The 5,405-nt window shown below is 40.8% G+C and carries 5 protein-coding genes and 1 riboswitch; of the genes, 4 read left to right on the top strand and 1 reads right to left on the bottom strand.

The features are described from left to right. Positions 1 to 189: 189 nt before the first annotated feature. A complete protein-coding gene (locus ABFX15_RS08305; RefSeq protein WP_346024990.1) occupies positions 190 to 1,224 on the top strand; it encodes a lactonase family protein in 1,035 nt (344 codons plus the stop codon). 232 nt (positions 1,225 to 1,456) lie between these two features. After that, complete coding sequence (locus ABFX15_RS08300) at positions 1,457 to 2,080, top strand: flavin reductase family protein (RefSeq protein WP_346024989.1); 624 nt, start codon at positions 1,457 to 1,459, stop codon at positions 2,078 to 2,080. A gap of 155 nt (positions 2,081 to 2,235) precedes the next feature. Here ABFX15_RS08300 and ABFX15_RS08295 read toward each other — a convergent pair whose 3' ends face one another. Beyond that, on the bottom strand, positions 2,236 to 2,742 hold the full coding sequence (locus ABFX15_RS08295) for a PTS sugar transporter subunit IIA (RefSeq protein WP_346024988.1): 507 nt from the start codon (positions 2,740 to 2,742) through the stop codon (positions 2,236 to 2,238). A 193-nt stretch (positions 2,743 to 2,935) separates the two neighbouring features. Between ABFX15_RS08295 and ABFX15_RS08290 the strand changes: the two genes are divergently transcribed. Both ABFX15_RS08290 and tenA read left to right on the top strand, forming a co-directional pair. Beyond that, a complete protein-coding gene (locus ABFX15_RS08290; RefSeq protein WP_346024987.1) occupies positions 2,936 to 3,763 on the top strand; it encodes an undecaprenyl-diphosphate phosphatase in 828 nt (275 codons plus the stop codon). A gap of 77 nt (positions 3,764 to 3,840) precedes the next feature. Next, positions 3,841 to 3,942, top strand: a riboswitch (TPP riboswitch). 305 nt (positions 3,943 to 4,247) lie between these two features. After that, on the top strand, positions 4,248 to 4,916 hold the full coding sequence (gene tenA, locus ABFX15_RS08285) for a thiaminase II (protein ID WP_346024986.1): 669 nt from the start codon (positions 4,248 to 4,250) through the stop codon (positions 4,914 to 4,916). Positions 4,917 to 5,405: the final 489 nt, after the last annotated feature.

Genomic DNA, 5,405 nt, shown 5'->3' with positions numbered 1-5,405 from the left:
TCATCCAACCCCATTATAAAGGACTTTTTTATATCATGAAACAGTTAAATTTTTAATGCAACACTAGTGATATTTTTAGGTATCTAAATTACTGAAAAATATTATTCGAAGACATGCTCTTTTCTTTCACGGTCAGTAAATAGTTTGTTATACTTATTTAAGAACCTAATTTAAGAAGGAGGTCCCTGAATGACTGATAAATTAATTCTGGGAACGTATACCAAAAGAGAAAGTAAAGGGATTTACAGCATAGAACTCAACACTGAAACAAAACAGCTTGGGAACCTCAAGCATGAAGCTTCGTTAGGCAGCCCAACTTATCTTGACGGATCTGAGGATTACAGCCTGCTGTTTTCTGTTACCAAAAAGGATAACGGAACAGGTGGCATTGCTTCATTCAAACAGTCCGATTCCGGTGAATATGAGCTTGTAGATGAATGGCTCGAAGAAGGCGCTCCTCCCTGTTATGTAGCTTATGATGAAGATAAGGGGCTCCTCTATACTGCCAATTATCATAAAGGAGAAGTTGCTGTCATCAAAGTTTCTGATAAAGGCAAACTGGAACTACTGGATAAATCAGTGCATTCAGGTCGATCCGCCCATGAAAATCAGGATGGCCCTCATGCTCACTACTTCGATCTGACTCCAGACAAGAAGTATCTGGTGGCCTGTGATCTCGGAACAGACCAAGTTTACACTTATTCTCTTACAGAAAATAATGAGCTGACAGAAGTGGCAGTTTTTGAAACAGCTCCCGGCACTGGGCCGCGTCATATAGCCTTTCATCCTGATCAAGCTGTTGCCTACGTTTTTGGAGAACTTAGCAGTGAGGTTCTGACTCTGTCTTACGATTCTGAATACGGCTCTTTCAGTCACCTTCAGACAGTTTCTTCTATTCCTGAAGACCATACAGCTTTCAACGGTGGAGCAGCGATAAGAGTTTCTTCAGACGGCCGATTCGTTTATGCATCAAACCGCGGACACGACTCCATTGCCATATTTTCTATCAATGTGGACGGTACGTTGACGCTGAATGACTATGTACCGACTGAAGGAGAGATTCCACGTGACTTTAATCTGGACCCAACGGAATCTTATGTCGTCGTCGGGCACCAGGATACTGATAACCTGACTTTATTTGAACGAGACGCTTCTGATGGAAGCCTGACCTTGCTTCAAAAAGATGTCTACGCCCCTGAAGTCATCTGCGTTCAGTTCGTATAAGTCGATTGATCCTGATACAAACAATTCATTTGAAAGAGAGGCGTTCCCTCTCTTTTTTATTGTATTGATTTTATTCTTCAGAATTTGATATACAAAAATCGGCTCTATCACTTCTTGCCATTTATAGGTCTCAAAACAGGAGGATTGTTCAAAAACTGGAAAGAATCTTGAATTCAGAATATACTTAACTAAGTACCATTACATTATGACTACGAAAAGGAGTATCTCCCTCATGCATCATTTTAAAACATCCGACTTATCTGCCAAACAGCAGTATAAATTTCTAACCGGCAGCGTAATTCCCAGACCAATTGCCTGGATTACATCACTTAATGAAGAAGATGACATTGTTAATGCTGCCCCCTTCAGTTTCTTTAGTGTAGCGTCCAATCAGATCCCACTTCTTACTGTCTCTATCCTGCGCTCAAACGGAAAAGCTAAAGACACAGCTTTGAACATCATCGATCAGAAAGAAGCTGTCGTTCATATCGTGAGTAAATCACTAACTACAGATATGAATGAGACATCTGCTCCTCTTGCCTCTGATGAGAGCGAGCTGGACCGGACAGATCTCTCATTAGTCGACAGTTCGTCCGTTAAAGTCCCTGGAATCAGAGAAGCCCTGATCCGCTTTGAAACCACTCTGTATCAGCATATTCCCATCGTAGACGAATCTGGAGAGGTTGTAACCGACCACTTCCTTCTTAAAGTGACCGATGTGCACATCGATCCAGCCGTATATGATTCTGAGAAGGAATATATCCTCCCCGAACACCTTGAACCAGTGGCTCGATTGTCTGGAAATGCCTATTCTGAAATAGGAAAAGTATTTACCATTGTTCGGCCACAGAACTGATTGAGCATTAGTCAGATTTATCTCGCTGATTCTGAATGTAAATTTTCCGATCAGCTGAACTGCCTGGCACAAATGTGATGAACGCTGGTATTTATACACACTAGAGATCAAAAAAAAAGCCTCAAGAATATCCTTTCCGAGGCTTTTTTAGTGTGTTATTTAGAAGAAACAGAACCGATTTCTGCGCCTTTTTGGGTTTCTCCAGTAGTTGACAGGTCATAATCTCCTACTTGATCCATGTTGGTGAAAACGATGATGACTGTGTTTTCTTTACCGGCAGCTTTCAGGCCTTCAAGGTCTACTGTAGAAATTTTAGTTTCCGGTGTAACCGTGTCGCCTTCTTTGACTAAAGTGTCAAATGGTCCGCCTTCAAGTTCTACAGTGTCGATACCGATGTGAATCAGAACTTCTATGCCGTTATCCAGCTCAAGTCCAACTGCGTGCTGAGTCGGAAAGACACTGACAACCTTACCTGAAGCTGGTGAATAGATGTCGCCATCGCTTGGTACAACACCAAACCCGTCTCCCATCATTTTCTGTGAAAAGACCGGATCATCCACTTCATCGATTGGAATAACTTTTCCATTAACAGGGTTGCTTAATACGACTTTCGTTTCTTTAGGTTCATTCCCTTTTCCTTTTAAAAAGTCAAATACTCCCATATTTCTCCCTACTTTCTTAATATTTTGTGCTGACAGTATACATAATTTCCTATACGTATTCTATAAATAATAGTAACACATCCTAGTGTAAACAAAAACTAAAAAGATTTTGTGATGAATTCTTCATATTCTTATGGTTTTTTAACGCCTGTTTTTGTTAAGATGGAAGAGTTGAATTTAACTAAAAGGAGATATGACTGTGTTATTAGAATTAATAAAGTCCATCATACTGGGCGTAGTACAAGGAATTACAGAATGGCTCCCTGTCAGCAGCACCGGACACATGATCCTGGTAGACGAGTTTCTCATACTTAATACTACTGACGAATTCAAGGAAATGTTCCTTGTAGTCATTCAGCTGGCTTCCATTATGGCGGTAGTTCTGCTTTATTTTAAAAAACTTAACCCCTTTGACTCAGGTAAAAATGATCTGCAGAAAAAAGAAACCTGGCATATTTGGTACAAAGTACTTATCGGTATCATTCCTGCAGGAGTATTCGGCATACTGTTTGAAGATGCCATCCATGACCTTTTCTATAACTGGATTACAGTAGCAGTAGCCCTCATCATCTATGGGGTCGCATTTATCGTAATAGAGAAACGTAATGAAGGAAAGATTCCAACTATAGCAACTTGGGAAGATTTAAATTATAAAGTCGCCCTCATGATTGGTTTCTTTCAGGTGCTTGCTCTGATTCCAGGTACATCCCGTTCAGGTGCAACTATTGTCGGGGCCATCCTTATTGGAACAGCCCGTCCGATTGCTGCTGAATATTCTTTCTTCCTGTCCATACCCGTGATGATGGGTGCAAGTCTGATCAAACTGCTGGGTTTCGGCTTTACTTTCACATTAGAAGAATTGCTCATTCTGATCGTCGGCTGTATTGTATCTTTCCTGGTATCAATCTTTGCAATCAAATTCCTAATGAACTATATCCGTCGAAATGACTTCAGCTCATTCGGCTGGTACAGGATAGCTGTAGGTTTCGTCGTCATCGGATACTTCTGGCTGATTGGGTAAATCATTTAGTTCTGTTCCTTTTTTCTTGCGATACGAGGACACATATGCCATAATGACTTTGAAAGATAATTGAATATCTCTTTCACTAGGGGAGCCGCTGACGGCTGAGAAAAGCAATGCTTTGACCCTTGGAACCTGATCTGGTTAACTCCAGCGTAGGGAAGTGGAGCTTAGATCATTATGTATGGAGTGTTTTAAACGACTCTCCAACGTTCATCATGACTTTTAAGTTATGCCGCCCTGCAGATTAGCAGAGCGGCTTTTTTTGCAGTCAGATAACTTAAATATATTGATGAAGTTAAATGCGTAGATCCATTCCCATTCTTCTCGCGCCCTTCACTTCCTGTATCAGTCCGCTTTTCTCAGTCGGTGTTCTTCTTGTTCGTCTTGTTCTTTTGGTTCGTCTGCCCGTCAGCTATAGTTCTTTTAAGCAGAGACCATAAAGTCCGCAAATTGTAATTACCATACTACTGGAGGCTAAACCATGTCATTTACCGAAGAATTAAGGCAAGAAGCTGATTCAATATTCCAGTCTATTTTCAGACATCCATTCGTACAAGGAATAGGATCTGGAAAGCTTGAAGCTGAACAGCTTATACACTATGTCAAACAGGATTTTGAATACTTAAATACCTTTAATCAAGTATACGGTATAGCTATTTCAAAAAGTGTACTTAGAGAAGATATGGCAGTTTTTAACAATCAGATCACTTTTATTCTGGATGCTGAAGTACATCCTCACACTAATTTCTGTCAGGTAGCTGGTGTCAGATACGAAGATTTGCAATACGAACCTCTAGCACCGTCTGCCCATCATTACACCCGTCACATGCTTGATGTCGCCCAGCGAGGAAGTTTTGGAGAGATCCTCGCTGTTCTGCTCCCTTGTCCGTGGACGTATCTGGAAATCGCTCATTACCTTAAAGAGAATTTTTCTATAGATGAGGCTCATCCTTTTGCTGAATGGATTTCCTTCTATGCAAAAAATGAAGTGGATACGATTATCAATACATTCAGAACACGTCTTGATGCTTATGCCGAAACAGCTTCTGACACTGAGAAAGCCATCATGAAGGAAGCTTTTGTCAAAAGCTGTCAGCTGGAATGGATGTTCTGGAATATGGCATATGAGATTGAAAAGTGGCCGGTCTGAGTAAGCGTTCTGAGTGAGGAAACAGGTGGAATTGACTTGGTCAGCTAGTTTACGACCCTACTCGAGGTCGAGATTGTAATTGAGTGTGTTCTAAGACTCATCATACAGCCTACTCATCCAATCCAAAAGCTAAAATGTCCATACCCATACACTAAATTTCTAATTTGAGTATAGAAAAAGCCGTCAAATCGAGTGGAAATTTCCCTGACTCGATTTGACGGCTTTTATTTTGACTAATCAGCACATGATGAAACAACCTAGAATTTTTCATATCACTGAATAAGGAATCCTTTTAACGTAATTCCGAAAGAAGTCTCCCACTTCTAAGCGTATGGGTGCGAAGCACCAGTGAAAGTGGGAGATGAATTTCGGTCAAGCGATAGCTTGAAGTGGTTAATCTGTCCTTTTTGTTGTATACTATCTCATCTTTAACACCCAAAACCCCGATAAATCCCTACACTAAGGGATTTACCGGGGTTTAAAAATGCT

It is taken from the genome of Alkalibacterium indicireducens (assembly GCF_039522005.1).
Taxonomy (GTDB): domain Bacteria; phylum Bacillota; class Bacilli; order Lactobacillales; family Carnobacteriaceae_A; genus Alkalibacterium; species Alkalibacterium indicireducens.
This window is presented reverse-complemented; position numbering and strand designations above follow the sequence as displayed.

Bases quoted from the DNA above. Each gene is read 5' to 3' on its own strand.
- ABFX15_RS08295 (WP_346024988.1), bottom strand. From the start codon at position 2,742: ATGGGAGTATTTGACTTTTTAAAAGGAAAAGGGAATGAACCTAAAGAA.
- ABFX15_RS08305 (WP_346024990.1), top strand. From the start codon at position 190: ATGACTGATAAATTAATTCTGGGAACGTATACCAAAAGAGAAAGTAAA.
- tenA (WP_346024986.1), top strand. From the start codon at position 4,248: ATGTCATTTACCGAAGAATTAAGGCAAGAAGCTGATTCAATATTCCAG.
- ABFX15_RS08290 (WP_346024987.1), top strand. From the start codon at position 2,936: ATGACTGTGTTATTAGAATTAATAAAGTCCATCATACTGGGCGTAGTA.
- ABFX15_RS08300 (WP_346024989.1), top strand. From the start codon at position 1,457: ATGCATCATTTTAAAACATCCGACTTATCTGCCAAACAGCAGTATAAA.